Source organism: Streptomyces sp. NPDC006516, from assembly GCF_040611875.1.
Classification (GTDB): domain Bacteria; phylum Actinomycetota; class Actinomycetes; order Streptomycetales; family Streptomycetaceae; genus Streptomyces.
Genome location: NZ_JBEXPD010000005.1, coordinates 1 through 23773, shown reverse-complemented (window position 1 = coordinate 23773; position 23773 = coordinate 1). Strand labels below are relative to the sequence as shown.

General features: G+C 71.2%; 23 protein-coding genes. 18 read left to right on the top strand and 5 right to left on the bottom strand.

Going from position 1 to position 23773, the window contains the following annotated elements:
• Positions 1–864, bottom strand: a complete 864-nt coding sequence (locus ABZY45_RS16555) for a hypothetical protein (protein WP_356740512.1) — start codon at positions 862–864, stop codon at positions 1–3.
• 124 nt (positions 865–988) lie between these two features.
• On the opposite strand from ABZY45_RS16555, the gene ABZY45_RS16550 reads away from it, so the two are divergent.
• Together ABZY45_RS16550 and ABZY45_RS16545 are read left to right on the top strand one after the other, a co-directional pair.
• Entirely contained in the window at positions 989–1945 is a 957-nt protein-coding gene (locus tag ABZY45_RS16550) for a GlxA family transcriptional regulator (protein WP_356740510.1), read from the top strand.
• Positions 1946–1997: 52 nt separating this feature from the next.
• On the top strand, positions 1998–2633 hold the full coding sequence (locus tag ABZY45_RS16545) for a DJ-1/PfpI family protein (RefSeq protein ID WP_356740508.1): 636 nt from the start codon (positions 1998–2000) through the stop codon (positions 2631–2633).
• Here ABZY45_RS16545 and ABZY45_RS16540 read toward each other — a convergent pair.
• Positions 2620–3420 carry an enoyl-CoA hydratase/isomerase family protein gene (locus tag ABZY45_RS16540; RefSeq protein WP_356740506.1) on the bottom strand — a complete coding sequence of 267 codons (801 nt, stop codon included), beginning with the start codon at positions 3418–3420 and terminating at the stop codon, positions 2620–2622. The two genes, ABZY45_RS16545 and ABZY45_RS16540, sit on opposite strands and share 14 nt — an antisense overlap.
• 266 nt (positions 3421–3686) lie before the next feature.
• Here ABZY45_RS16540 and ABZY45_RS16535 point away from each other — a divergent pair, with 266 nt between their 5' ends.
• Entirely contained in the window at positions 3687–4142 is a 456-nt protein-coding gene (locus tag ABZY45_RS16535; RefSeq protein ID WP_356740504.1) for an ATP-binding protein, read from the top strand.
• A 27-nt stretch (positions 4143–4169) separates the two neighbouring features.
• Here the strand turns inward: ABZY45_RS16535 and idi are convergent, their stop codons facing one another.
• From idi to galE, 3 genes are all read right to left on the bottom strand, one after another.
• Positions 4170–4763, bottom strand: a complete 594-nt coding sequence (gene idi / locus ABZY45_RS16530; RefSeq protein ID WP_356740502.1) for an isopentenyl-diphosphate Delta-isomerase — start codon at positions 4761–4763, stop codon at positions 4170–4172.
• A 166-nt stretch (positions 4764–4929) separates the two neighbouring features.
• A complete protein-coding gene (locus ABZY45_RS16525; protein WP_356740500.1) occupies positions 4930–5871 on the bottom strand; it encodes a cation diffusion facilitator family transporter in 942 nt (313 codons plus the stop codon).
• A 209-nt stretch (positions 5872–6080) separates the two neighbouring features.
• On the bottom strand, positions 6081–7076 hold the full coding sequence (gene galE / locus ABZY45_RS16520; protein ID WP_356740498.1) for a UDP-glucose 4-epimerase GalE: 996 nt from the start codon (positions 7074–7076) through the stop codon (positions 6081–6083).
• 305 nt (positions 7077–7381) lie between these two features.
• Between galE and ABZY45_RS16515 the strand changes: the two genes are divergently transcribed.
• The 15 genes from ABZY45_RS16515 to ABZY45_RS16445 form a co-directional block, all read left to right on the top strand.
• Entirely contained in the window at positions 7382–9136 is a 1755-nt protein-coding gene (locus ABZY45_RS16515) for a DUF5941 domain-containing protein (protein ID WP_356740496.1), read from the top strand.
• A complete protein-coding gene (locus ABZY45_RS16510; RefSeq protein ID WP_356740494.1) occupies positions 9133–9870 on the top strand; it encodes a phosphocholine cytidylyltransferase family protein in 738 nt (245 codons plus the stop codon). Before ABZY45_RS16515 ends, ABZY45_RS16510 begins: the two co-directional genes overlap by 4 nt.
• Positions 9858–10919 carry an iron-containing alcohol dehydrogenase family protein gene (locus tag ABZY45_RS16505; protein ID WP_356740492.1) on the top strand — a complete coding sequence of 354 codons (1062 nt, stop codon included), beginning with the start codon at positions 9858–9860 and terminating at the stop codon, positions 10917–10919. The genes ABZY45_RS16510 and ABZY45_RS16505 overlap by 13 nt, the downstream gene beginning before the upstream one ends.
• Positions 10897–11676 carry a CDP-alcohol phosphatidyltransferase family protein gene (locus ABZY45_RS16500; RefSeq protein ID WP_356740490.1) on the top strand — a complete coding sequence of 260 codons (780 nt, stop codon included), beginning with the start codon at positions 10897–10899 and terminating at the stop codon, positions 11674–11676. The genes ABZY45_RS16505 and ABZY45_RS16500 overlap by 23 nt, the downstream gene beginning before the upstream one ends.
• 8 nt (positions 11677–11684) lie before the next feature.
• Entirely contained in the window at positions 11685–12557 is an 873-nt protein-coding gene (locus ABZY45_RS16495; protein WP_356740488.1) for a glycosyltransferase, read from the top strand.
• A 107-nt stretch (positions 12558–12664) separates the two neighbouring features.
• The gene (locus ABZY45_RS16490) at positions 12665–13594 is read left to right on the top strand and encodes an ABC transporter permease (protein WP_356740486.1); all 930 of its coding nucleotides are present in this window, start codon (positions 12665–12667) and stop codon (positions 13592–13594) included.
• The gene (locus tag ABZY45_RS16485) at positions 13587–14372 is read left to right on the top strand and encodes an ABC transporter ATP-binding protein (protein WP_356740484.1); all 786 of its coding nucleotides are present in this window, start codon (positions 13587–13589) and stop codon (positions 14370–14372) included. The genes ABZY45_RS16490 and ABZY45_RS16485 overlap by 8 nt, the downstream gene beginning before the upstream one ends.
• A 417-nt stretch (positions 14373–14789) precedes the next feature.
• Positions 14790–15710 (top strand): squalene synthase HpnC, encoded by a 921-nt coding sequence (gene hpnC / locus ABZY45_RS16480; RefSeq protein WP_356740482.1) that lies wholly within the window; start codon positions 14790–14792, stop codon positions 15708–15710.
• A gap of 29 nt (positions 15711–15739) precedes the next feature.
• Positions 15740–16660: a presqualene diphosphate synthase HpnD gene (gene hpnD, locus ABZY45_RS16475; RefSeq protein ID WP_356740480.1), complete on the top strand. Its 921-nt coding sequence runs from the start codon at positions 15740–15742 to the stop codon at positions 16658–16660.
• A 121-nt stretch (positions 16661–16781) separates the two neighbouring features.
• Positions 16782–18173 (top strand): hydroxysqualene dehydroxylase HpnE, encoded by a 1392-nt coding sequence (gene hpnE / locus ABZY45_RS16470; protein ID WP_356740478.1) that lies wholly within the window; start codon positions 16782–16784, stop codon positions 18171–18173.
• On the top strand, positions 18170–19273 hold the full coding sequence (locus tag ABZY45_RS16465) for a polyprenyl synthetase family protein (RefSeq protein WP_356740476.1): 1104 nt from the start codon (positions 18170–18172) through the stop codon (positions 19271–19273). The genes hpnE and ABZY45_RS16465 overlap by 4 nt, the downstream gene beginning before the upstream one ends.
• Positions 19274–19377: 104 nt before the next feature.
• A complete protein-coding gene (shc, locus tag ABZY45_RS16460) occupies positions 19378–21393 on the top strand; it encodes a squalene--hopene cyclase (RefSeq protein ID WP_356740474.1) in 2016 nt (671 codons plus the stop codon).
• Positions 21394–21397: 4 nt separating this feature from the next.
• On the top strand, positions 21398–22051 hold the full coding sequence (locus tag ABZY45_RS16455; RefSeq protein ID WP_356740472.1) for a 1-hydroxy-2-methyl-2-butenyl 4-diphosphate reductase: 654 nt from the start codon (positions 21398–21400) through the stop codon (positions 22049–22051).
• A 6-nt stretch (positions 22052–22057) separates the two neighbouring features.
• Positions 22058–23077 carry an adenosyl-hopene transferase HpnH gene (gene hpnH, locus ABZY45_RS16450; RefSeq protein WP_356740470.1) on the top strand — a complete coding sequence of 340 codons (1020 nt, stop codon included), beginning with the start codon at positions 22058–22060 and terminating at the stop codon, positions 23075–23077.
• Positions 23078–23081: 4 nt separating this feature from the next.
• On the top strand, positions 23082–23773 hold a 692-nt coding region (locus tag ABZY45_RS16445), incomplete at its 3' end, for a flavodoxin-dependent (E)-4-hydroxy-3-methylbut-2-enyl-diphosphate synthase (RefSeq protein ID WP_356740468.1).

The window sequence follows — 23773 nt, the reverse complement described above, 5'->3', positions numbered from 1 at the left end:
TCAGCCCTTGCCGACCAGGTCCTCAGGGAACGCGCCCGCGGCAGCCGCCGCGAACAGGAAGCCGCGCCCGAGCTCGGTGAGCCTGGCCACCCCGTCGGCCCCGAGGTGTTCGTACGGCGCGGCGTCCATGCGGTCCGTCGCCTCCTCCAGGCCGGCCCGGAGCGCGGTGCCCGCTTCGGTGAGCTCGCCCTCCGCGTCCAGCACCCCACGCGCGCGCAGCCGCTCCACCGCCGCGTCCCAGTCCGTGCGGCGCCAGCCACGGGTGGCGAGGATCCAGCGCGGAGCCATGCCCTTGCCGGTGGCGGTGTGGCTGACCAGGGCTTCCAGCGGGTCCAGGTCCGCTGCCAGCAGCGCGGCGAGATGCCCGTCGCCCCGGTGCTCGCGCAGCAGGGTCGCCGCGTGCCAGTAGGCCAGATGCGGCTCCTCGGGCACCGGCAGATCGGCGTGAGCGGCGTACAGCGGGCGGGCGTGGCGGGTGCAGGCCTCCGCGGCCCGCAGGGCCAGCCCCGCGGCCTCCGCCATCTCCGGCGAGGCGAGGGTCTCCTCGCCGAGCACCCGGCGCAGCGTCGAGTCGGCGGCCCGCAGCCGGGCGTCGAGCGCGGCCCCGGGCGTGACGCGGGACCAGACGGCGGGCAGGTGACGGCTCACCAGCTCGTGGTTGAAGTTGTAGAAGGTGGCCGTGACCGTGCCCGCCCCGGCCGCGCCCAGGGCCGCTCCGCGAGCGGCGAAGTAGACGGCGTTCACGTCCTCGACGCCGAGCTCGCCGAACTCCTTGCCCAGGTCGGGTGAGAAGTAGACGCAGGAGTGCAGCGGGTTGAGTGCGTTGTGGCAGCGGCGCCCGGCGCGCGGCGGAAGAGTGCTCATGGCTGCACGTTACCGACTGGTTGGTACGTCGAACAGACCCGGGTGGCCGCCGGCCGCCGCATGGCAGGAAAGGCGGGAAACTCGTCATTGCGGCCACCGGTCCCGGCCGCCCAGGATGACGGGCATGAAGCAGCGATCCGTGCTCGTCGTCCTCTTCGAGGGAGTCCAGAGCCTCGACGTGAGCGGCCCGATGGAAGTCTTCGCCGGCGCCTCCCACTTTCCCGGCATCTCCTACGAGCTGCGCACCGCCTCGCTGGACGGGGCGCCGGTCCGCTGCTCCAGCGGCCTCACCCTCGTCCCCGACGGCACACTCGCCGACGCCCCGGCACCCGATGTGCTCCTCGTGCCGGGCGGGTCCGGCACGAGGTTCCAGGACCCCGAGCTGATCGACTGGCTCCGCGCCCACGCACCGGGGGCCCGGCAACTGGTCTCGGTGTGCACCGGCGCCCTGCTCCTCGCGGCGGCGGGTCTGCTCGACGGCCACCGGGTCACGACCCACTGGTCCGTCTGCGAGACGCTCGCCCGGGACTACCCGGCCGTGGAGGTGGACCCGGACCCGATCTTCGTACGCGACGGACGGCTGGCCACCTCGGCGGGCGTCACCGCCGGCATCGACCTCGCGCTCGCCCTGGTCGAGGAGGAGCACGGTCGGGAGGTCGCGCTCACCATCGCCCGCCACCTGGTGGTCTTCCTGCGGCGCCCGGGCAACCAGGCCCAGTTCAGCGTGCAGCTCACCGCCCAGACCGCCGTCCGGGAGCCCCTTCGCGAGGTTCAGCACTGGGTCACCGAGCACCCCGACGCCGACCTCTCGGTGGAGACACTCGCGGCCCGTGCCAGCCTCTCGCCCCGGCACTTCGCCCGCGCCTTCCAGGCCGAGACCGGGACCACCCCCGGCAAGTACGTCGAGCGCGTACGCCTCGAACAGGCGCGACGGCTGCTGGAGGACACCGCGGACGGCGTCACGGGGATCGCGCGCGCCAGCGGCTACGGCACCCCCGAAGCGATGCGCCGCGCCTTCGTCAAAGCCCTCGGCACGGCCCCCGCCGAATACCGGCGCCGCTTCCGTGCCCAGTCCGTGTGACCACGAGCGCCACATCCATGACACGACCGCCCCACCTGTGAAAGGACCACCCATGCAGATCGCCATCGTGCTCTTCGACCGCTTCACCGCGCTGGACGCCGTGGGCCCGTACGAGATGCTCAGCCGGGCCCCCGGCGCCGAGACCGTCTTCGTCGCCGAGCGTGCCGGAGCGGTGCGCAACGACACCGGCAGTCTTTCCCTCGTCGCCGACCGCACCTTCGCCGACGTGCCCGCCCCCGAGGTGGTGCTCGTGCCCGGAGGCCCGGGACAGAGCGGTCAGATGGAGAACGAGGAGCTGCTCGGCTGGTTGCGCACCGCCGACACCACCAGCACCTGGACGACTTCCGTGTGCACCGGCTCGCTGCTGCTGGCCGCCGCCGGACTGCTCAGCGGCAGGCGCGCCACCACGCACTGGCTCGCCCTCGACGAACTGAAGAAGTACGGAGCCGGGCCCACGGGCGAGCGGGTGGTCATCGACGGCAAGTACGTCACCGCCGCCGGAGTCTCCGCGGGCATCGACATGGGCCTCACCCTGCTCGGCAGGATCGCGGGCGACGACCACGCGCGGGCCGTCCAGCTGCTGACGGAGTACGACCCGCAGCCGCCCTACGACTGCGGATCACCCGCGAAGGCCCCTGCGGCCATGGTCGAGGAGTGGCGCTCCAAGAGCCGGTTCATCCTGACGTAGGCGAGGTTCCGTCGGCGGCGGTGGTCCACGTGAACCGGGGCTGACGGCGCTCCAGGAAGGCGGCGACCCCCTCCGCGGTGTCGCCGCTGCCCCGCGCCTGCCGGGACCAGTACCCGTCCCGGTCCTCACGGCCGTCGGCGAACTCCTTCGCCGCCGCCTGGGTCAGCTGCGAGCGCGAGGCCAGCACCCGCGCGAACGAGAGCACCCGTTCCTCCAGCCCGCCCGCGGGCAGGACCTCGTCCACCAGCCCGGTGCGGAGCGCCCGTTCCGTTCCGATCAGCTCGCCGGAGAACAGCAGGTACTTCGCACAGGCGGGGCCGACCAGCGAGACGAGCCGGCGGGTCGAGGAGGAGGGGTAGACGATCCCGAGCTTGGCCGGGGTGACGCCGAAGGACGCGCCCTCCTCGGCGAACCGCAGATCGCAGGCGGCAGCGAGCTGGCTGCCGCCGCCCACGCAGTAGCCGCGCACGGCGGCCAGCGTCGGCCGGGGAAAGGCCGCCAGGGCCTCCTCGGCCCGGACGGCGAGCGCCTGCGGGCGGCCGGCCGGGTCCTGGAGGGAGGCGATGTCCGCACCGGCGCAGAAGGTGTCACCCGCGCCGGTGAGCACGAGGACGCGGACCCCAGGGTCGGCCGCCAGCGCTTCGATCAGCGCGGGCAGGGCCCGCCACATGTCCGAGGTCATGGCATTGCGCTTGGCGGGGTTGCTGATGACGACGGTCGCGACCCCGTCCACGACCGTGTGCTCCAGCCGGGGTTCCGCCGGCGCGGCCCGTTCCGTGAGGTCCATGCGCCGGATGCTATCCGCACCCCTCGAACTTATGATCCAGAAGGGGCCGCGAAGCGAGCACGCACCGCGTACCTCTGGCTGGACGGACCAGATGGCGCCCGAAGAAGGCGAGAAGTAGTCCGTACATCCGACGCTGACATGCTCACTCGGTCAAATTGGTTCCATAAGCGGCCACTTGTGGTCAGAGCCGTACTCCAGGGCACGCTGGTCCCGACACTCATTACTCGATGGTCAGTGATGTGCGAGTCGAGAGCGGGTGCCGGTCTATGGAGAGCCGCGGGAGTGTTCCGGCCCGACCCGTGTCGTACGAAGGGGTGTGGCGCTTCACCGCCCCCGCCGTCGACGCCTCGGTGCCGCAGGCCCGGCACGCCGTACGGGACCTGCTCGACAGGCAGGGCGTACCCGTCGAGGACGACATCCTTCAGGGACTGCTGCTGATCGTGTCCGAGCTGGTGACCAACGTGGTCCGGCACGCGGCGCTGCTCTCGCCCGAGCTGGCCGTCGAGGTGGCCATCGGGGCGGAATGGATAAGAGTCTCCGTCGAGGACAACCACCCCTACCGACCCACGGCCCTGGTCACCGACTACGGGCAGACCGGCGGCCGGGGGCTGCTGCTCGTGCGGGAGATCACCGCGGAGGCGGGCGGCACCTGCGACGTGGAGCACACCGCGGGCGGGGGCAAGATCATCTGGGCGGCGCTGCCCCTGAAGACGCAGCTCTGACCGCCCTTGCGCGGTGCTCTCCGGGCCTCACCAGCCCGCGGACGGTCCCGTCAGCTCCCGGATCGCCGGCCGTGCCGCGTCCAGCACGGTCATGAACCAGGCCGAGAACGGTGCGGCGGCGTGCCGCTCCGCGAGCTCCGCCGCGCTCACGAAGGCCGTCTCGCCGACTTCCTCGGGGTCCGGCCGCAACCGCTCCTGGGCCATCCCGACGAACAGATGGTTGAACTCCTGCTCCACCAGGCCCGATACCGGATCGGGGTGGTTGTAGCGAACCGTGCCCGCCGCGGCGAGCAGCGAGGGGGAGAGCCCCAGCTCCTCGTAGGTGCGCCGGGCGGCGGCGGCGAACGGCGCCTCTCCCGGATACGGGTGACCGCAGCAGGTGTTCGACCACACGCCGGGGGAGTGGTACTTGCCGAGCGCACGGCGCTGGAGCAGCAGCCGTCCCCGCTCGTCGAAGAGGAAGACGGAGAACGCCCGGTGCAGCTGGCCCGGTGCCTGGTGGGCGGCGAGCTTCTCCGCGGTGCCGATGGTGGTGCCGCTCTCGTCGACCAGTTCGAGCATGATCGCGTCGGCTGCGGCGTTCGACGAGCTGTGCGCCGCGGTGGCTGGTGTGGTCGGCATACCCATCCTTCGCTTTGGTTCCCGGCCTCGTGCGCCGGACCCCTCGAGTGCGGTCAAGTCTGCCGTACAAAAGCCGCCTGTCCGTACTTCGGGTACGGGCATGTCCGCCCCGCGGGTTCGGCGGGACCGGCTCCTGCGCGCCTCCGGCACCGGGCCGCGGCCCGCCTCAGTGACAGAGCCGCGCCTCGTGCTCCGCGTGCCCGCTGGGCTCCAGCTGGAAGGTGCAGTGCTCGACGTCGAAGTGATGGCCGAGGCACCCCTGGAGATCGTGCAGGAGTTTCTCGTGCCCGATCGAGTCCAGCATCTCCTGGTGCACCACGACATGGGCGGAGAGCACCGGCATGCCCGAGGTGATCGTCCAGGCGTGCAGGTCGTGTACGTCGAGCACACCGGGAAGCGCCGTGATGTGGGAACGCACCTCTTCCATGTCCACCCCCTTGGGGGCCGACTCCAGCAGCACGTCGAGGGTCTCCCGCAGCAGCTTCACCGTGCGCGGCACGATCATGAGGCCGATCAGCAGCGAGGCGATCGGGTCGGCGGCCTGCCACCCGGTGGCCATGATGATGCCCGCCGACACGAGCACGGTCACCGAGCCGAGGGTGTCCGCGACGACCTCCAGATAGGCGCCCCGCACGTTGAGGCTGTCCCGCTGCCCACGCATCAGCAGCGACAGCGAGACCACGTTGGCCACCAGGCCGACGGCGGCGAAGGCGATGGCCAGTCCGCCCCGGGTCTCCGCCGGGGTGACGAAGCGGTCGACGGCCTCGAAGACCAGATAGCCGCCGACGCCGAGGAGCAGCAGGCAGTTCGCGAGCGCGGCGAGGATCTCGGCCCGGGCGAAGCCGAAGGTGCGGTTGGGGCCGGCGGGCCTGTTCGCGAAGTGGATGGCCAGCAGCGCCATGCCGAGGCCCAGCGCGTCGGTCGCCATGTGGGCGGCGTCCGCGATGAGCGCCAGCGAGTCCGCGAGGAGTCCGCCGACGATCTCCATGACCATCACGCCGAGCGTGATGCCCAGGGCGACCCGGAGCCTGCCCCGGTACGCGGCGGCGGCGGTCCCTGACGGGGGCGGCCCTCCGTGCGCATGCCCGTGATCGTGGCCTGCCCCCATGAGAACGCCTCCGGAACGCGTCGTGACCTTCGAACGGTTCGCAGCCGTCGAACGGCTCGAAACCCTCGAACGGCTCGGACGCATCTCGCCCGATGCGGCCAGTGAACTACGGGGGCGGGCTTCGGGGCAACACGGCACTGAACACCGTTGTCATATGCTCTGACCTGCGGAAACGTTCGCAGGTCAGAAGATGCGGCCCAGGTCGTCGCCTACCGTGCGGCGCGCGCCTCCGGGTGGCGCAGGCACCAGCCCTCCCAGGCCGACTCGACCATCTCGCGCATCCCGCGGCGTGCCGTCCAGCCCAGCTCGTCGGTCATCCGGGCTGCGGACGCCACGGCCCTGGCCGCGTCCCCGGGCCTGCGCGGCTCGACCACCGGCTCGACGGGCCTGCCGGTGACCTCCGCCACCAGCTCGGCGAGGCGGCGTACGGACACGCCCTCACCCCGCCCGATGTTGACGGTGAGGTCCCCGCCGCTCCCGTCACCCGCGCCCTCGTCCAGCTTTCGTGCGACGGCGAGATGCGCGTCCGCCAGGTCGGCGACGTGGATGTAGTCGCGTACACAGGTGCCGTCCGGCGTCGGGTAGTCGTCACCGAAGATGCGCGGGGCCTCCCCACGCGTCAGCCGGTCGAAGAACATGGGGACGACGTTGAAGACACCTGTGTCGGCCAGCGCGGGCTCCGCCGCCCCCGCCACGTTGAAGTACCGCAGGCAGGCCGTCGAGATGCCGTACGCCTTCCCCGCGGCTCGCACCAGCCACTCCCCGGCGAGCTTGGTCTCGCCGTACGGGTTGATCGGCGCGCAGGGAGTGTCCTCGGTGATGAGATCGGTGTCCGGGACCCCGTAGACCGCCGCGGACGACGAGAAGAGGAAGCGCCGCACGCCGGCCGCGACCACGGCCTCCAGCAGCACCGCGAGCCCGGTCACGTTCTCCCGGTAGTAGAGCAGCGGCTCCGCGACGGACTCGCCGACCTGCTTCTTCGCCGCGAGATGCACCACACCCGTGACGGCGTGCTCGGTCAGGACCCGGTCGAGCACGTCCCGGTCGGACGCCGAGCCGCGCACCAGCGTGACCTCCGCGGGCAGCCGCTCCTCGATGCCTGTGGAGATGTCGTCGAGTACGACGACCCGTTCCCCGGCCGCCGTCATGGCCTTCGCCACATGTGCCCCGATGTAGCCGGCTCCGCCTGTGATCAACCACGTCATGGACGTCAGCTTATGCGCTGCGCGGACGCGGTTTGTGGGGCGAGGCGTTGATCGACGATGATGATCGCGAACGGCGCCGCATGATGGCCGGTTCGCCCGAACGGAGCACAAACGGGCGGTGAACTCGGTCTTCCGTTCATCCGATAGCCTCAGCCGACGTGCCGCCGGCCCACCTCCGGGCCGCACTGTCGCGCGCCGTTCCCGTCAGCGCCAAGGAGTGAGTTCGTCTGTCGACCGCCATTCTCACCGGTGCGCCGGTACCCGGGTCGTCACTCGAGGACGATCTGAGGTCACTCGGCTTCGACGTGACCGCCGCAGCCGACGCCTCCGAGGCCGCCGAGCTGCTCGCCGCGGTCCCCGCGAGCAGGCGCGTCGCGCTCGTGGACCCCCGTTTCGTCGGCCATGTCCACGCCCTCAGGCTCGGACTCACCGACCCCCGCTTCGCCGCCGCCGCGATCCCCGGTGCGCTCACCGCGCAGCCCGAGGCCCGCCCCGCGCTGCTGCGCGCCCTGCGCCGTGCCGTCGTGGCCGTCGGCGCGGGCAGCCCTGTCGCGCCTCCCGGCGCCGAGCCCGTCACCGAGGACCGGACCGTCCCCGGGCGGCTGGCCGTCGCGCTCGACGCGGAGGGCACCCACGTACAGCGTCCCGAGCTCGGATCGCTCACGGCCGAGGTGCCCACGGGCGCCGAGGAGCGGGTGGCCGCGCGGACCGCCGTCGACGCCGTCGACGACGAGGCCGTACGGCTGCGCAGCGCGGTGAAGGCACACGACGGCTTCTTCACCACCTTCTTCATCAGCCCGTACTCCCGCTACATCGCGCGCTGGTGCGCCCGCCGGGGCCTCACCCCGAACCAGGTCACCACCGCCTCGCTGATCACCGCGCTGATCGCGGCGGGCAGCGCGGCGACCGGTACCCGCGGCGGATACATCGCGGCCGGGGTGCTCCTGCTCCTCTCCTTCGTCCTGGACTGCACCGACGGGCAGCTCGCCCGCTACTCGCTCCAGTACTCGACTATGGGCGCCTGGCTGGACGCCACCTTCGACCGGGCCAAGGAGTACGCGTACTACGCCGGCCTCGCCCTCGGTGCGGCCCGCGGCGGCGACGACGTGTGGGTCCTGGCACTCGGCGCGATGGTGCTCCAGGCCTGCCGCCACGTGGTGGACTTCTCGTTCAACGAGGCCAACCACGACGCGGTGTCCAACACGAGCCCGACCGCCGCGCTGTCCGACAAGCTCGACAGCGTGGGCTGGACGGTCTGGCTGCGCCGGATGATAGTGCTGCCCATCGGTGAACGCTGGGCCATGATCGCCGTGCTGACCGCCGTGACCACGCCCCGGATCGTCTTCTACGCCCTGCTCGTCGGCTGCGCCCTGGCCGCCTGCTACACCACGGCAGGGCGGCTGCTGCGCTCGCTGACCCGCAAGGCGCAGCGCACCGACCGCGCCGCCCGCGCACTCGCCGACCTCGCCGACTCGGGGCCGCTCGCCGAGGCCGTCGGCGCCGTGCTCCGACGTCCGGGCGGCGGCTTCACTGCCCCGTTCCTCGCGTTCGCCGGTGCTGTCGTGCTCGTCGCCGCGGCGCTGTTCGCGCCGTACGGAGGCTGGCTGACCGTGGGGGCCGCGGCGCTCTACGCGGTCATCTCCGGCCTCGCCGTCTCGCGGCCCCTCAAGGGCGCCCTCGACTGGCTCGTCCCCCCCGTCTTCCGGGCCGCCGAATACTGCACGGTGCTCGTACTGGCCGCCCGCAGCGACGTACCGCACGCCGTTCCCGCGGCATTCGGCCTGGTTTCTGCCGTCGCCTACCATCACTACGACACGGTGTACCGCATCCGTGGCGGCACCGGAGCGCCGCCCCGGTGGCTGGTGCGCACCATCGGCGGGCACGAGGGCAGGGCCCTGGTCGTGGCCGTCCTCGCCGCCGTACTGACCGGCGGTCCAGGTTTCACCACGGCACTCACCGTCCTGGCGGCGGCCGTGGCTCTCGTGGTGCTCGTGGAGTCCATCCGCTTCTGGGTGTCCTCCTCGGCCCCCGCAGTACACGACGAAGGAGAACTCGCATGATCGGCCTCGTACTGGCTGCCGGTGCCGGACGCCGTCTGCGTCCCTACACGGACACGCTGCCCAAGGCCCTGGTGCCTGTGGACGGCGAGAAGACGGTCCTGGACCTGACGCTGTCCAACTTCGCCGAGGTCGGACTCACCGAGGTCGCGGTCGTCGTCGGCTACCGCAAGGAGGCGGTCTACGCCCGCAAGGCCGAGTTCGAGGCGACGTACGGCGTGAAGCTGACGCTCATCGACAACGACAAGGCCGAGGAGTGGAACAACGCCTACTCCCTGTGGTGCGCCCGTGAGGTCCTGAAGCAGGGCGTCATCCTGGCCAACGGGGACACCGTCCACCCGGTCTCCGTCGAGAAGACCCTCCTGGACGCACGCGGCAAGGGCCAGAAGATCATCCTCGCCCTCGACACGGTGAAGACCCTCGCCGACGAGGAGATGAAGGTCATCACCGAGGACGGCAAGGGCGTCAGCCGGATCACCAAGCTGATGGACCCGGCCACCGCGACCGGCGAGTACATCGGCGTCACGCTGATCGAGCCCGAGGCCGCCGAGGAGCTCGCCGACGCGCTGAAGGCCACCTTCGAGCGCGACCCCGACCTCTACTACGAGGACGGCTACCAGGAACTGGTGAACCGCGGGTTCACCGTCGACGTGGCGCCCATCGGCGAGGTGACGTGGGTCGAGATCGACAACCACGACGACCTCGCCAGGGGCAGGGAGATCGCGTGCCGGTACTGACCCGTCTCATCCCGTCCCCGGTCGTCGTCGACATCCGGTGCGGCGCCATGGACGATCTGGCCGGCCTCCTCGCCGACCAGCGGATCTCAGCCTCGGGCAAGCTCGCCATCGCGATCAGCGAGGGCTCCGGTCGCGCCCTGCGCGAGAGGCTCGCCCCGGTGCTGCCCGGGGCCGACTGGTACCCGGTCACCGACGGCACGATCGACGCCGCGGTGCGGCTCGCCGACGGCATCAAGGGCAACCGTTACGACGCCGTCGTCGGCCTCGGCGGCGGCAAGATCATCGACGTGGCGAAGTACGCCGCGGCGCGCGTGGGCATGCCCATGGTCGCCGTGGCGACGAACCTGTCCCACGACGGACTCTGCTCCCCGGTCGCGACCCTGGACAACGACAACGGACGGGGCTCCTACGGGGTCCCCACCCCGATCGCCGTGGTCATCGACCTCGACGTGATCCGGGAGGCGCCCGCGCGCTACGTGCGCTCGGGCATCGGGGACGCGGTCTCCAACATCTCGTGCGTGGCCGACTGGGAGCTCGCCCACGCGACGCGCGGTGAGGACATCGACGGCCTGGCGGCGGCGATGGCCCGGCAGGCAGGCGAGGCGGTGCTGCGCCACCCCGGCGAGGTCGGGGACGACGCCTTCCTCAAGGTGCTCGCCGAGGGCCTCGTCCTGACCGGCATCTCGATGTCGATCGCCGGTGACTCCCGGCCCGCGTCCGGCGCCTGCCACGAGATCAACCACGCCTTCGACCTGCTCTACCCGAAGCGCGCGGCCAGCCACGGCGAGCAGGTCGGCCTCGGCGCCTGCTTCGCCATGTACCTGCGGGGCGCCCACTCGGACGCGCTCGACATGGTGTCCGTACTGCGGCGTCACAGGCTGCCGGTCCTGCCCGACGAGATCGGCTTCACCACCGAAGAGTTCGTACGGGCCGTCGACTACGCACCGCAGACGCGCCCGGGACGCTTCACGATCCTGGAACACCTCAACCTGTCCACCGACCAGATCAGGGACGCGTACGCCGACTATGCAAAAGCCATCCATAGCTGAACTCCGCCCGGTCGTGCACCCTCCGGGCGTGAAGGACCGGCGCAGTGGCGAGCACTGGGCGGGTCGGCTCTACATGCGCGAGATCTCGCTGCGCATCACCCGGCGCCTGGTGACCACGAAGGTCACGCCCAACCAGCTGACCTACGTGATGACCGTCGCGGGGGTTCTCGCGGCTCCCGCCCTGCTGGTCCCGGGCATCCCGGGCGCCCTGCTCGGCGTCCTCGCGGTCCAGCTCTACCTGCTGTTCGACTGCGTCGACGGCGAGGTCGCCCGGTGGAAGAAGCAGTACTCCCTGGCCGGCGTCTACCTGGACCGGGTGGCCGCCTACCTCTGTGACGCGGCCGTGCTGGTCGGCTTCGGCCTGCGCGCCGCAGACCTGTGGGGTACCGGACGCGTCGACTGGCTGTGGGCCTTCCTGGGAACGCTCGCCGCGCTCGGAGCCATCCTGATCAAGGCCGAGACCGACCTCGTCGGCGTCGCGCGCCACCAGGGCGGGCTGCCGCCGGTCAAGGAGTCCGCGTCCGAGCCGCGCTCCTCCGGCATGGCGCTCGCCCGCCGGGCCGCCGGTGCGCTCAACTTCCACCGGCTGATCCTCGGCATCGAGGCGTCCCTGGTCATCCTGGTGGTCGCCGTCCTCGACACGGTCAGGGACGACCTCTTCTTCAGCCGCCTCGCGGTCGCCGTCATGGCCGGCATCGCCCTTCTCCAGACCGTCCTGCACCTGGTGTCGATCCTGGCGTCCAGCAGGCTGAAGTGAGCTCTCCCATGAAACTCGGCGCAGTCATCATCACCATGGGCAACCGCCCCGACGAACTGCGCGCCCTTCTCGACTCGGTCGCCGCACAGGACGGCGACCGGATCGAGGTGGTCGTCGTCGGCAACGGAGCCCCGGTTCCCGACGTCCCCCCGGGCGTCCGCACCGTCGAGCTGCCCGAGAACCTGGGCATTCCGGGCGGCCGTAACGTCGGCATCGAGGCGTTCGGCCCCTCCGGAGCCGATGTGGACGCGCTGCTCTTCCTCGACGACGACGGGTTCCTCCCGAACACCGACACCGCCGAGCTCTGCCGGCAGGCGTTCGAGGCGGACCCGAAGCTCGGCATCATCACCTTCCGCATCGCGGACCCGGACACAGGGGTCACCCAGCGACGGCACGTGCCGCGGCTGCGCGCCTCCGACCCGATGCGCTCGTCCCGGGTCACGACGTTCCTCGGCGGCGCGAACGCCGTGCGCAGCCAGGTGATCGCCGAGGCCGGTCCGCTCCCCGGCGAGTTCTTCTACGCCCACGAGGAGACCGACCTCGCGTGGCGAGCCCTGGACGCCGGCTGGATGATCGACTACCGCGCGGACATGGTGCTGAACCACCCCACCACCGCGCCCTCGCGGCACGCGGTCTACCACCGCATGGTGGCCCGCAACCGGGTCTGGCTCGCCCGCCGGAACCTCCCCGCCCCGCTCGTCCCCGTGTACGTGGGCGTGTGGCTGCTGCTCACCCTGGTGCGCCGGCCCTCCCTGCCCGCGCTCAAGGCCTGGTTCGGCGGCTTCCGCGAAGGCTGGACGACGCCCTGCGGTCCCCGGCGCCCCATGAGGTGGCGTACGGTTTGGCGGCTGACCAGACTGGGCCGACCGCCCGTGATCTGAGAGGCTCTCCTCTGAGACCATGAGCCGTACTCATTTCGTACGGGTACCTGTCCGCCTTGGCCGCGCCCGCGACCGGCAGCGCATTGTGAAGACGAGAGTTCTTAACTGTGAGTGACACGACCCACGACGGCGGGATTGCGCTGAGCAGCCCGCCGTCCGCCGACGAAGGGCTCAGCGCCTCCCAGCTGGCCGACAAGTACGGCCTGACGGTGAGCGGTGCCCGGCCCGGGCTGTTCGCGTACCTGGGACAGCTCTGGGGCCGCCGGCATTTCATCCTGGCGTTCTCGCGGGCCAAGCTGACCGCGCAGTACAGCCAGGCCAAGCTCGGACAGCTGTGGCAGGTGGCGACGCCGCTCCTGAACGCGCTGGTCTACTTCCTGATCTTCGGCCTGATCCTGGGAACCCGGAAGGGGATGACCCAGGAGGTCTTCATCCCGTTCCTGGTGACCGGCGTCTTCGTCTTCACCTTCACCCAGAGCTCGGTCATGGCGGGGGTGCGCTCCATCGCCGGCAACCTCGGCCTGGTGCGGGCCCTGCACTTCCCCCGTGCCTCCCTGCCCATCTCGTTCTCGCTCCAGCAGCTCCAGCAGCTGCTGTACTCGATGATCGTGCTGCTGGCCGTGGCGGTGGGCTTCGGGAGCTATCCCTCGCTCTCCTGGCTGCTGGTCCTGCCGGCGCTGGCGATGCAGTTCTTCTTCAACACCGGCCTCGCGCTGGTCATGGCGCGCCTCGGCAGCAAGACCCCCGACCTCGCCCAGCTGATGCCCTTCGTCATGCGCACCTGGATGTACGCGTCGGGCGTCATGTTCTCCATCCCCGTGATGCTGGCCGACAAGCCGCAGTGGATCGCGGACGTGCTCCAGTACAACCCGGCGGCGATCTACATGGACCTGGTCCGTTTCGCGCTGATCGACGGCTACGGCTCCGAGAACCTGCCGGACCATGTCTGGGCCGTCGGGCTCGCCTGGTCGCTCGTGGTGGGCGTCGTGGGCTTCGTGTACTTCTGGAAGGCAGAGGAACGGTACGGCCGTGGCTGAGCAAGCGTCCCAGGGACACATCCCGACCGTGATCGCGGACGACGTGCACATCGTGTACCGCGTCAACGGCACGGGCGGCGGAAAGGGCAGCGCCACCGCGGCGCTGAGCCGGATAATGCGCCGGGGCAAGGGTGAGCCCCGTGGCGTACGCAAGGTGCACGCGGTGCGCGGTGTCTCCTTCACCGCCTACCGGGGCCAGGCCATCGGCCTCATCGGCACCAACGGTTCGGGCAAGTCCACCCTGCTCAGGGCCATCGCCGGACTGCTGCCGACCGAACACGGCAAGGTGTACACCGACGGCCAGCCGTCGCTGCTCGGTGTCAACGCCGCGCTGATGAGCGACCTGACCGGTGAGCGCAACGTCGTGCTCGGCGGTCTCGCCATGGGCATGAGCCGCGAGGAGATCCGCGCCCGCTACCAGGGCATCGTCGACTTCTCCGGCATCAACGAGAAGGGCGACTTCATCACGCTGCCGATGCGGACGTACTCGTCCGGCATGGCGGCGAGGCTGCGCTTCTCGATCGCCGCCGCCAAGAACCACGACGTCCTGATGATCGACGAGGCGCTGGCCACCGGTGACCGCAAGTTCCGGGTCCGCTCCGAGGAGCGCATCCGCGAGCTGCGCAAGGAGGCGGGCACCGTCTTCCTGGTCAGCCACAACAACAAGACGATCCGGGACACCTGTGACCGGGTGCTGTGGCTGGAGAAGGGCGAGCTCCTGATGGACGGCCCCACCGAAGAGGTGCTGAAGGCGTACGAGCGGGAGACCGGCAAGTAGCACACGTCCGTGGTGGCCCCCGCCCGAGCGCAGCGGCGGGGGCCACCCTGCTGTGCCGCTCCGGGCGGAAGGCGGCTCCGTGGACCAGGGGCGATCTCCTCCCGGCGGATGACGTCAATTGCCCCCGCCGCGGGGAAGGTTGGCGAGAGTTCAGGCGTTGTACGGTCGCGCGCCGCACCCCGGCGCGGCCCTGTGCGCCCTGCAACGTAAGCTGTACCGGTGCTGATTCGCGCCAATGTGGGGTGATACGCCCCCCGGCACATCGCCCGTTGCGTGCATGTCGCACTCGGGAGGACGAGCGGCGTGTCCGAAAAGGGATGTTTTGGGTCGGCAGTGTAGAACGGGAGATATGACGGCAATGATGGAAGATCTCCAGCTCCGACGTGGTCTCGCCGTCCCCGCGTCGGGTGGTCCGCAGTGACCCCTGTCCAGCAGGCGCGCACCGGCGCCGTCACCACCGGCACGCTGGACAAGGCCACGGACGAGAACTTCCCCGTGGCCCCCTTCTTCCTGCCCCGCGCGTGGCGTGACGACCTGATGGCCGTCTACGGCTTCGCGCGCCTCGTCGACGACATCGGTGACGGCGACCTCGCCCCCGGCGGCGGCGATGCCCGCGGTCTCGGCCTCGAACCCGGGCAGAGCGAGGACCGGCTCGCCCTCCTCGACGCACTCGAGGCCGACCTGCACCGCGTCTTCGATCGCTCCGGCGACGGCCCGAGCCACCCGCTGATGCGCGCCCTGCGTCCCACCGTCCGGCGCTGCGGCCTCACCCCCGAGCCCTTCCTCGGCCTCGTCGAGGCCAACCGGCAGGACCAGAAGGTCCGCCGCTACGGCACCTACGGCGAGCTGCTGGCCTACTGCGAGCTCTCCGCCAACCCCGTCGGACGCCTCGTGCTGGCGATCACCGGCACCGCGAGCCCCGAACGGATCCGCCGCTCCGACGCCGTCTGCACGGCGCTGCAGATCGCCGAGCACCTCCAGGACGTCGCCGAGGACCTCGGCCGCGACCGGATCTACCTTCCCGCCGAGGACATGGAGCGGTTCCACGTCACCGAAGCGGACCTGGCCGCACCGACCGCCAACGCGTCCGTGCGTGCCCTCGTCGCCTTCGAGGCGGGACGCGCCCGGGAACTGCTCGACGAGGGCATTCCCCTGGTGGACAGCGTCCACGGCCGGCTCAGGCTGCTGCTCGCCGGTTTCGTCGGCGGAGGGCGCGCGGCGCTCACCGCGATCGCGGCCGCCGGTTTCGACGTACTGCCCGGACCGCCCAGGCCCACCGCGCCCAGACTGCTGCGCGAAATGGGTGCCGTCCTGCGAAGAGCGCACAGAGAGGGGTGAGCCGGACCGTGGAGGGACAGACGACGTACATGTCGGCACCGGTACAGGCCGCATACAGCTACTGCGAGGCCGTCACCGGACAGCAGGCCCGTAATTTCGCGTACGGCATCCGGCTGCTGCCGTACGAGAAGCGGCAGGCCATGTCGGCGCTGTACGCCTTCTCCCGTCGGGTCGACGACATCGGCGACGGCGAGCTGGACGCGGAGACCAAGCACGCCCGGCTGGCGGACACCCGTGAGCTGCTCGACCGCATCCGGGACAAGGCGGTGGACGAGGACGACACCGACCCGGTCGCGGTCGCGCTCGCCGACGCCGCGCAGCGCTTCCCGCTGCCGCTCGGCGGTCTCGACGAGCTCATCGACGGTGTGCTGATGGACGTGCGCGGGGCGAGCTACGAGACCTGGGACGACCTGAAGCTGTACTGCCGGTGTGTGGCGGGCGCCATCGGGCGCCTCAGCCTCGGCGTCTTCGGCACGGAGACGGGCGCGCACGGCTCCGAACGGGCCGCGGAGTACGCCGACACCCTCGGCCTCGCGCTCCAGCTCACCAACATCCTGCGCGACGTGCGCGAGGACGCGGGCAACGGCCGTATCTACCTTCCCGCCGACGACCTCGCGAAATTCGGCTGCTCCGCCGGATTCGCACGGGCCACCCCGCCCCCCGGGTCCGACTTCGCCGGTCTGGTGCACTTCGAGGTCCGGCGTGCCCGGGCACTCTTCGCCGAGGGCTACCGGCTGCTGCCGATGCTGGACCGGCGCAGCGGTGCCTGCGTGGCGGCCATGGCCGGCATCTACCGCCGGCTGCTGGACCGCATCGAACGCGACCCCGAGGCCGTGCTGCGCGGGCGGGTCTCGCTGCCGGGCCACGAGAAGGCGTTCGTGGCGGTCCGCGGCCTGTCGGGCCTCGACGCGCGGTACGTCTCCCGCCGGACGGCCAGGGGGAGGGCCTGATGACGGGCCGGAACCGGGCCGGGCGCGGACCTCGGGCAACCCCGTCGGGTTCCGGTGCGTCCCACACTGCGACGAAGCGACGGAAGCGGCCGTGCGCGGCGGCAGGGCGAAGGGGGCAGGCATGACCGGCCGGAACCACCCTCACCCCTCCCGTGCCGTGGTCGTCGGCGGCGGCCTCGCGGGCGTGACCTCGGCGCTGCGCCTCGCCGGCGCAGGCGTCGACGTGACCCTGCTCGAAGGCCGCCCCCGGCTCGGCGGCCTCGCCTTCTCCTTCCGGCGCGGCGACCTCTCCGTCGACAACGGCCAGCACGTCTACCTGCGCTGCTGCACCTTCTACCGCTGGTTCCTCGACCGCATCGAGGGCAGCCACCTCGCCCCGCTCCAGGACCGCCTCGACGTGCCCGTACTCGACGTGGGGCGACCCACGGGTCCGAGGCTCGGACGGCTGCGCCGCACCGCGCTGCCCGTACCCCTGCATCTCGCGGGAGGCCTCGCCGCCTACCCGCACCTCTCGCTCGCGGAGAAGGCCGGCGTCGCCCGGGCGGCACTGGCGCTGGGCCGTCTCGACCCCGCGGACCCCGCACTCGACGGCATCGACTTCGCCACCTGGCTCCGCCGCCAGGGCCAGTCGCAGCGCACCATCGAGGCGCTCTGGGACCTCGTCGGCGTCGCCACGCTGAACGCCACCGCGCCGAACGCCTCGATGGCGCTGGCCGCGAAGGTCTTCAAGACGGGACTCCTCTCCGAACCGGGCGCCGCCGACATCGGCTGGGCCGCCGTGCCGCTCGGGGACCTCCACGACACCCTCGCCCGCAAGGCGCTCGAGTCCGCGGGCGTACGCATCCGCCTGCGCACCCGGGCCGCCTCCCTCACCCGCACCGAGGACGGGCGCTGGGCCGTCGGGACGGACGGCGAGCGGATCGAGGCGGACACCGTCGTCCTCGCCGTACCGCAGGGTGACGCCCACCGGCTGCTGCCCGAGGGCGCGCTGGACGACCCCGGCCGGCTGCTCGACCTCGCCGACGCGCCGATCCTGAACGTCCACGTCGTCTACGACCGCAAGGTGCTGCGCAGGCCGTTCTTCGCCGCGCTCGGCTCACCCGTGCAATGGGTCTTCGACCGCACCGCGTCCTCGGGTCTCCAAGGCGGCGGCCAGTACCTCGCGGTGTCCCAGTCCGCGGCGGGCGACGAGATCGATCTGCCCGTCGCCGAACTGCGCAAGCGCTACCTGCCCGAACTGGAGCGCCTCCTCCCGGCGGCGCGGGGGGCGGGCATCCGCGACTTCTTCGTCACCCGGGAACGCACCGCCACCTTCGCGCCCGCGCCGGGCGTGGGGCGCCTGCGGCCGGGCACGCACACGCGTGCCCCTGGGCTGCATCTGGCCGGAGCATGGACCGCCACGGGCTGGCCCGCCACGATGGAGGGCGCGGTCCGCAGCGGCTTCACCGCAGCCCAGGCCGCGCTCCAGGCCCTCGGCCGGCCACACGAACATCCGCTGCAGGAGGCGGCATGAGCAGTACCACCGGAACAAGAGGAGAGTCTGTGACCCCGGCGAATCCGGCTTCCGACACCGTGGCGGACACCACGGACGTCACCGCGCTTCTGGAGCGCGGACGGGCCCTGTCAGCGCCGGTGCTGCGAGCTGCCGTGGAGCGGCTCGCGCCCCCCATGGACACCGTCGCGGCCTACCACTTCGGCTGGATCGACGCCCAGGGCAGGCCCGCCGACGGCGACGGAGGCAAGGCGGTGCGCCCCGCGCTGTCCCTGCTGTCCGCGGAGGCGGCGGGTGCTCCTGCCGAGGCGGGGATCCCCGGCGCCGTCGCCGTCGAGCTCGTGCACAACTTCTCACTGCTGCACGACGACCTCATGGACGGCGACGAGCAGCGCCGTCACCGCGACACCGTGTGGAAGGTGCACGGCCCCGCCCAGGCGATCCTCGTCGGCGACGCGCTCTTCGCGCTGGCCAACGAGGTCCTGCTCGAGCTCGGCACCGCCGAGTCGGGCCGTGCGGCCTGGCGCCTGACGAAGGCGAGCCGCAAGCTGATCGACGGCCAGGCCCAGGACATCTCCTACGAGCACCGTGAGCGGGTCACGGTCGAGGAGTGCCTGGAGATGGAGGGCAACAAGACGGGCGCGCTGCTCGCCTGCGCCGTCTCCATCGGCGCCGTGCTCGGCGGTGCCGACGACCGCACCGCCGACGTCCTGGAGACGTACGGCTACCACCTCGGGCTCGCCTTCCAGGCCGTCGACGACCTGCTCGGGATCTGGGGCGACCCGGAGTCCACGGGCAAGCAGACGTGGAGCGATCTGCGCCAGCGCAAGAAGTCCCTCCCCGTCGTCGCCGCGCTCGCCGCGGGCGGACCCGCCTCGGAGCGCCTGGGCGAGATGCTCGCCGCCGACGCCAAGAGCAGTGACTTCGACAGCTTCTCCGAAGAGGAGTTCGCCGCACGGGCGGCACTCATCGAGGAGGCGGGCGGCCGTGAGTGGACCGCCCAGGAAGCCCGCCGTCAGCACGCGGTAGCCATAGAGGCGCTGCACGGCGTCGCCATGCCGGAACATGTGCGCGCGCAGCTCACCGCGCTCGCCGACTTCGTTGTCGTACGAAAGAGATGATCACCATCCAGATATGACTCGCAGTCGCCGGCGGGCGCCCCACGGGGAGCCCGCCGACGGAGACCCCAGCACAGCAGAGGACCAGACTGCACGAAGGGGAAGCCATGACAGCGACGACCGACGGAAGCACCGGGGCCGCGAACCTCCGCGCGGTCCCGGCAAGCGATCCGACCGAATCGACCAACGCCGCGGACGACACGCTCGCCGTCGCGCGGCGGGCCGCGGAACGCTCGGTGGAGCACCTCCTCGGCAGGCAGGACGAGCAGGGCTGGTGGAAGGGCGACCTCGCCACCAACGTCACCATGGACGCGGAGGACCTGCTGCTCCGTCAGTTCCTGGGCATCCAGGACCCGGACACCGTCAAGGCCGCGGCCCGCTTCATCCGGGGCGAGCAACTCGGCGACGGCACATGGAACACCTTCTACGAGGGGCCGCCCGACCTCTCCGCCACCATCGAGGCGTACGTCGCCCTCCGTCTCGCCGGAGACCGGCCCGACGACCCGCACATGATCCGGGCGGCCGGCTGGGTCAGGGAACAGGGCGGCATCGCGGAGTCCCGGGTCTTCACCCGGATCTGGCTCGCGCTCTTCGGCTGGTGGAAGTGGGAGGACCTGCCGGAGCTCCCGCCCGAGCTGATGTTCTTCCCGAAATGGGTCCCGCTCAACATCTACGACTTCGGCTGCTGGGCACGCCAGACCATCGTGCCGCTCACCATCGTCTCCGCCCTGCGGCCCGTACGCCCGGCGCCGTTCACCCTGGACGAACTGCACACCGATCCGGCCTGCCCCGATCCGGCCAGGCCCGCCGCCCCCGCGACCAGTTGGGACGGCGTCTTCCAGCGCCTCGACAAGGCGCTGCACCTCTACCACAAGGTCGCCCCGCGCAGGCTCCGGCGTGCAGCGATGAACGCGGCGGCCCGCTGGATCATCGAGCGACAGGAGAACGACGGCTGCTGGGGCGGTATCCAGCCGCCCGCCGTGTACTCCGTCATCGCCCTCCACCTGCTCGGATACGACCTGGACCACCCGGTGATGCGGGCGGGCCTCGCCTCGCTCGACCGGTTCACCGTGTGGCGCGAGGACGGTGCCCGCATGGTCGAGGCCTGCCAGTCCCCGGTCTGGGACACCTGCCTCGCCACCATCGCCCTCGCCGACGCCGGGGTGAGCCCCGACCATCCGGCGCTGGTGAGAGCGGCCGACTGGATGCTGGGCGAGGAGATCGTACGGCCCGGGGACTGGTCCGTACGCAGGCCCGAACTGGCGCCGGGGGGCTGGGCCTTCGAATTCCACAACGACAACTACCCCGACATCGACGACACCGCCGAAGTCGTCCTGGCACTGCGGCGGGTCCGCCACCCCGACCCGTCCAGGGTCGAGGCCGCCATCGAGCGCGGGGTGCGCTGGAACCTCGGCATGCAGTCCCGCAACGGAGCCTGGGGCGCCTTCGACGCCGACAACACCAGCCCGTTCCCCAACCGGCTGCCGTTCTGCGACTTCGGCGAGGTCATCGACCCTCCGTCGGCCGACGTCACCGGCCATGTCGTCGAGATGCTCGCGGTCGAGGGCCGTGCCCAGGACCCCCGTACCCGGCGGGGTGTCGATTGGCTGCTCGCGGAACAGGAGGCGAGCGGTGCGTGGTTCGGGCGCTGGGGAGTCAACTACATCTACGGGACGGGCTCCGTGGTGCCCGCGCTGATCGCCGCCGGGCTGCCCGCCGCGCACCCCGCCGTCCGGCGGGCCGTCGACTGGCTGAGATCCGTCCAGAACGACGACGGCGGCTGGGGCGAGGACCTGCGGTCCTACCGTGAGGAGAAGTGGATCGGTCACGGGAGCTCGACCGCCTCCCAGACGGCCTGGGCGCTCCTCGCGCTGCTCGCGGCCGGCGAGCGGGACACCAGATCCGTGGAGCGAGGCGTCGCCTGGCTCGCGGAGACCCAGCAGGCCGACGGCTCCTGGGACGAGCCGCACTTCACCGGGACCGGCTTCCCCTGGGACTTCTCCATCAACTACCACCTCTACCGGCAGGTCTTCCCCCTGACGGCGCTCGGCCGGTACGTGTACGGCGACCCGTTCGCCCTCGCGGCCGGCGTGGGCGGCATCGAGACCGGCGGGGGGGCCTGATCCGATGGGCGGTACGCAAGGACCGCCCGCCCCCGCCACGCCCCTGCTGATCGCCTGCGCGCTCGGCATCGAACGCCTCGCCCTGCGCACCGGCAGGGCCGGCGGTGCCAACGGGCACGTGAGCGTCGTCAGGACCGGGATGGGGCCCCGGGCCGCGGAGAACGCCGTCCTGCGCGCCCTGGCGCAGGACGGCGCGGAAGCCGCGGCGGTCATCGCCTCCGGATTCTGCGCCGGGCTCGCTCCCGGGATGCACCCGGGTGACCTCGTCGTGGCCGAGGAGACCCGGGACGGCGGCATCACCACCGTCTGCGTGGGGACCGGCTTCCTGGTCGACGCGCTGACCAGGGCGGTACCCGGTCGCACGGTCCACACCGGCCCGCTCGCCGGCTCCGGGCACGTCGTACGGGGTCCCGAGAGGGCAGGGCTCCGGGCCACCGGTGCCATCGCGGTGGACATGGAGTCCGCCGCCACGCTCCGCGCCGCTCTGCGGACCGGGCCGCGCCCGGTTGCGGCCGTACGGGTGGTCGTGGACGCTCCAGAGCATGAGCTCGTCCGTATCGGCACGGTCCGCGGTGGAATATCGGCATTCCGCGTTCTTCGTGCCGTGCTTCCGGCTTTCCATGAATGGCACCGATCTTTGCTGCTCCCCAGGAGGTGAGCCCAGATGGCCATGCCGCTCCGTCAGTCCATCAAGGTTGCGACGTATCTCTTCGAACAGAAGCTCCGCAAGAGGGAGAAGTTCCCGCTGATCGTCGAGCTGGAGCCCTTGTTCGCCTGCAACCTGGCGTGCGAGGGCTGTGGGAAGATCCAGCACCCGGCGGGGGTGCTCAAGCAGCGAATGCCGGTCGCGCAGGCCGTGGGGGCGGTGCTCGAATCAGGTGCCCCGATGGTCTCCATCGCCGGTGGCGAACCCCTGATGCACCCTCAGATCGACGAGATCGTCAGACAGCTGGTGGCGAAGAAGAAGTACGTCTTCCTCTGCACCAACGCCATGCTGATGCGTAAGAAGCTCGACAAGTTCACACCGTCGCCCTACTTCGCCTTCGCCGTGCACATCGACGGCCTGCGCGAACGGCACGACGAGTCGGTCGCCAAGGAAGGGGTCTTCGACGAAGCGGTGGAGGCGATGAAGGAGGCCAAGCGGCGCGGCTTCCGGGTCACCACCAACTCCACCTTCTTCAACACGGACACCCCGCAGACCGTCATCGAGGTCCTCAACTACCTCAACGACGAGCTGAAGGTCGACGAGATGATGATCTCGCCCGCCTACGCCTACGAGAAGGCCCCCGACCAGGAGCACTTCCTGGGGGTCGAGCAGACCCGCGAACTCTTCAAGAAGTCCTTCGCGGGGGGCAACCGGAACCGCTGGCGGCTCAACCACTCTCCGCTGTTCCTGGACTTCCTGGAGGGCAAGGCCGACTTCCCCTGCACGGCCTGGGCGATCCCCAACTACTCGCTCTTCGGCTGGCAGCGGCCCTGCTACCTGATGAGCGACGGCTACGTCCCCACCTACCGGGAGCTCATCGAGGACACCGACTGGGACAAGTACGGCCGGGGCAAGGATCCGCGCTGCGCCAACTGCATGGCGCACTGCGGGTACGAGCCCACTGCGGTGCTTGCCACCATGGGATCGCTGAAGGAGTCCCTTCGAGCGGCACGGGAGACCGTCGGCGGGAACCGGTGACGTCGTGACCACAGGAGAACCGGTCGCCCTGGGTCTCCCGGGGCTGCCGGCCCGGCCGCTCGCGGTGCGCCGCCCCTCGCGGCGCATCCAGGTCGGGTCGGTGGCGGTCGGTGGGGACGCACCGGTGTCGGTGCAGTCGATGACGACGACGCGTACGTCGGATGTCGGTGCGACGTTGCAGCAGATCGCTGAGCTGACGGCGTCGGGGTGTCAGATCGTGCGGGTGGCGTGCCCGACGCAGGACGACGCGGACGCGCTGGCGACGATCGCGAAGAAGTCGCAGATCCCGGTGATCGCGGACATCCACTTCCAGCCGAAGTACGTGTTCGCGGCGATCGACGCGGGCTGTGCGGCGGTGCGGGTGAACCCGGGCAACATCAAGCAGTTCGACGACAAGGTCAAGGAGATCGCCAAGGCGGCCGGGGACGCGGGGACGCCGATCCGTATCGGTGTGAACGCGGGGTCCCTCGACGCGCGTCTGCTGAAGAAGTACGGCAAGGCGACGCCGGAGGCTCTGGTGGAGTCGGCGCTGTGGGAGGCGTCGCTCTTCGAGGAGCACGGTTTCCGGGACATCAAGATCTCGGTGAAGCACAACGACCCCGTCGTGATGGTGAACGCCTACCGTCTGCTGGCGGCGCGGTCGGACTATCCGCTGCATCTGGGTGTGACGGAGGCGGGTCCGGCGTTCCAGGGGAC

Bases quoted from the DNA above. Each gene is read 5' to 3' on its own strand.
- ABZY45_RS16555 (WP_356740512.1), bottom strand. From the start codon at position 864: ATGAGCACTCTTCCGCCGCGCGCCGGGCGCCGCTGCCACAACGCACTC.
- ABZY45_RS16550 (WP_356740510.1), top strand. From the start codon at position 989: ATGAAGCAGCGATCCGTGCTCGTCGTCCTCTTCGAGGGAGTCCAGAGC.
- ABZY45_RS16545 (WP_356740508.1), top strand. From the start codon at position 1,998: ATGCAGATCGCCATCGTGCTCTTCGACCGCTTCACCGCGCTGGACGCC.
- ABZY45_RS16540 (WP_356740506.1), bottom strand. From the start codon at position 3,420: ATGGACCTCACGGAACGGGCCGCGCCGGCGGAACCCCGGCTGGAGCAC.
- ABZY45_RS16535 (WP_356740504.1), top strand. From the start codon at position 3,687: ATGGAGAGCCGCGGGAGTGTTCCGGCCCGACCCGTGTCGTACGAAGGG.
- idi (WP_356740502.1), bottom strand. From the start codon at position 4,763: ATGCCGACCACACCAGCCACCGCGGCGCACAGCTCGTCGAACGCCGCA.
- ABZY45_RS16525 (WP_356740500.1), bottom strand. From the start codon at position 5,871: ATGGGGGCAGGCCACGATCACGGGCATGCGCACGGAGGGCCGCCCCCG.
- galE (WP_356740498.1), bottom strand. From the start codon at position 7,076: ATGACGTGGTTGATCACAGGCGGAGCCGGCTACATCGGGGCACATGTG.
- ABZY45_RS16510 (WP_356740494.1), top strand. From the start codon at position 9,133: ATGATCGGCCTCGTACTGGCTGCCGGTGCCGGACGCCGTCTGCGTCCC.
- ABZY45_RS16500 (WP_356740490.1), top strand. From the start codon at position 10,897: ATGCAAAAGCCATCCATAGCTGAACTCCGCCCGGTCGTGCACCCTCCG.
- ABZY45_RS16495 (WP_356740488.1), top strand. From the start codon at position 11,685: ATGAAACTCGGCGCAGTCATCATCACCATGGGCAACCGCCCCGACGAA.
- hpnD (WP_356740480.1), top strand. From the start codon at position 15,740: ATGTCGGCACCGGTACAGGCCGCATACAGCTACTGCGAGGCCGTCACC.
- hpnE (WP_356740478.1), top strand. From the start codon at position 16,782: ATGACCGGCCGGAACCACCCTCACCCCTCCCGTGCCGTGGTCGTCGGC.
- ABZY45_RS16465 (WP_356740476.1), top strand. From the start codon at position 18,170: ATGAGCAGTACCACCGGAACAAGAGGAGAGTCTGTGACCCCGGCGAAT.
- shc (WP_356740474.1), top strand. From the start codon at position 19,378: ATGACAGCGACGACCGACGGAAGCACCGGGGCCGCGAACCTCCGCGCG.
- ABZY45_RS16455 (WP_356740472.1), top strand. From the start codon at position 21,398: ATGGGCGGTACGCAAGGACCGCCCGCCCCCGCCACGCCCCTGCTGATC.
- hpnH (WP_356740470.1), top strand. From the start codon at position 22,058: ATGGCCATGCCGCTCCGTCAGTCCATCAAGGTTGCGACGTATCTCTTC.